1 protein-coding gene is annotated in these 1,448 nt (G+C 65.5%); it reads left to right on the top strand.

The annotated features are described in order from the left end of the window. Positions 1-431 precede the first annotated feature (431 nt). Positions 432-1,448 (top strand): GTP-binding protein (locus ACQKJZ_RS19335; RefSeq protein ID WP_427733327.1); only part of this gene is annotated, 1,017 nt, incomplete at its 3' end.

Raw genomic sequence — 1,448 nt, 5'->3', positions numbered from 1 at the left:
CGCAGCGGCGACAAAAGCGAACCCAGATCGGCCCAGTCCACTTCCCGCGCCAAACGCTCCAGCCGGACATTGCGACCCAAGCGCGGCGACACCAGGCCATCCACCAAGCTACCTTGATCCATCGCAAACGTCCCCCCGCCTGCAACCATGAATCACCGTCGCACGACTTTTGCAACGATCCCCGGTACGGGGAGGGGGACCAGCGAAGCTGGTGGAGGGGGCGTGCCGCGAATGGCGTCCTATGAGGAAGCCCCCCTCCGTCAGCGCTGACGGGCCGCCACCTCCCCGTACCGGGGAGGAACCTGGCACGTTTCCGTCCGTTTCACCCGCCAACCGGTATTGTGCGCCGCAAAATCCGCGCTGCCCTTTCGTTTCGCCCCGCTTTGGGCTATGGCGCGCGCCGACATACCCTCCGAACAAGAGAAACCTGCATGAGCCTCCGCAACGTGGCGATCATCGCGCACGTCGACCATGGCAAAACCACCCTGGTCGATCAGCTGTTCCGCCAGTCGGGCACCTTCCGCGACAACCAGCGCGTCGAAGAGCGCGCGATGGACTCCAACGACCTGGAAAAGGAGCGCGGGATCACCATTCTCGCCAAGCCGACCTCGGTCGACTGGACTCCGCCGGGCAGCGACGAGTCGATCCGCATCAACATCGTCGACACCCCCGGCCACGCCGACTTCGGCGGCGAGGTGGAGCGCATCCTGTCGATGGTCGACGGCGTCGTCCTCCTGGTCGATTCGTCGGAAGGCGCGATGCCGCAGACGAAGTTCGTGACCGGCAAGGCGCTGGCGCTGGGCCTGAAGCCCATCGTCGTCGTCAACAAGGTCGACCGTGCCGACGCGCGTATCCAGGAAGTGCTGGACGAAGTGTTCGACCTGTTCGTCTCGCTCGATGCGAATGACGAGCAGCTGGACTTCCCGGTCCTCTACGCCTCGGGCCGCAACGGCTATGCCTCGACCGACATGGATGCGCGCGAAGGCACGCTGATCCCGATGTTCGAGACGATCGTGAACCACGTGCCCGCCCCCAAGGTCGAGGTCGAGGACGTGCCCTTCACCTTCCTGGTGACGCTGCTCGACCGCGACAACTTCCTCGGTCGCATCCTGACCGGCCGCGTGAACTCGGGCACGGTCAAGCTGAACCAGGCGATCCACGCGCTCGACGCCGATGGCAATGTCATCGAAACGGGCCGCGCGTCGAAGATCCTGTCGTTCCGCGGCCTGGACCGTGTGCCGGTCGAGGAAGCCAAGGCGGGCGACATCATCTCGCTGGCGGGTCTGGCGGTCGCCACCGTGGCGAACACCATTGCCGACACCAGCGTCAGCGTGCCGCTGAAGGCACAGCCGATCGATCCGCCGACGCTGTCGATGCGCTTTGCCGTCAACGACTCGCCGATGGCGGGCCGTGAGGGCTCGAAGGTCACCAGCCGCATGATCCGCGAC

Origin of the sequence: Sphingomonas sp. NPDC019816 (assembly GCF_050274375.1) — a bacterium.
GTDB lineage: Bacteria > Pseudomonadota > Alphaproteobacteria > Sphingomonadales > Sphingomonadaceae > Sphingomonas.
The sequence above is the reverse complement of the archived record's forward strand: the minus strand, read 5'-3'. Positions and strand labels throughout refer to the sequence as shown.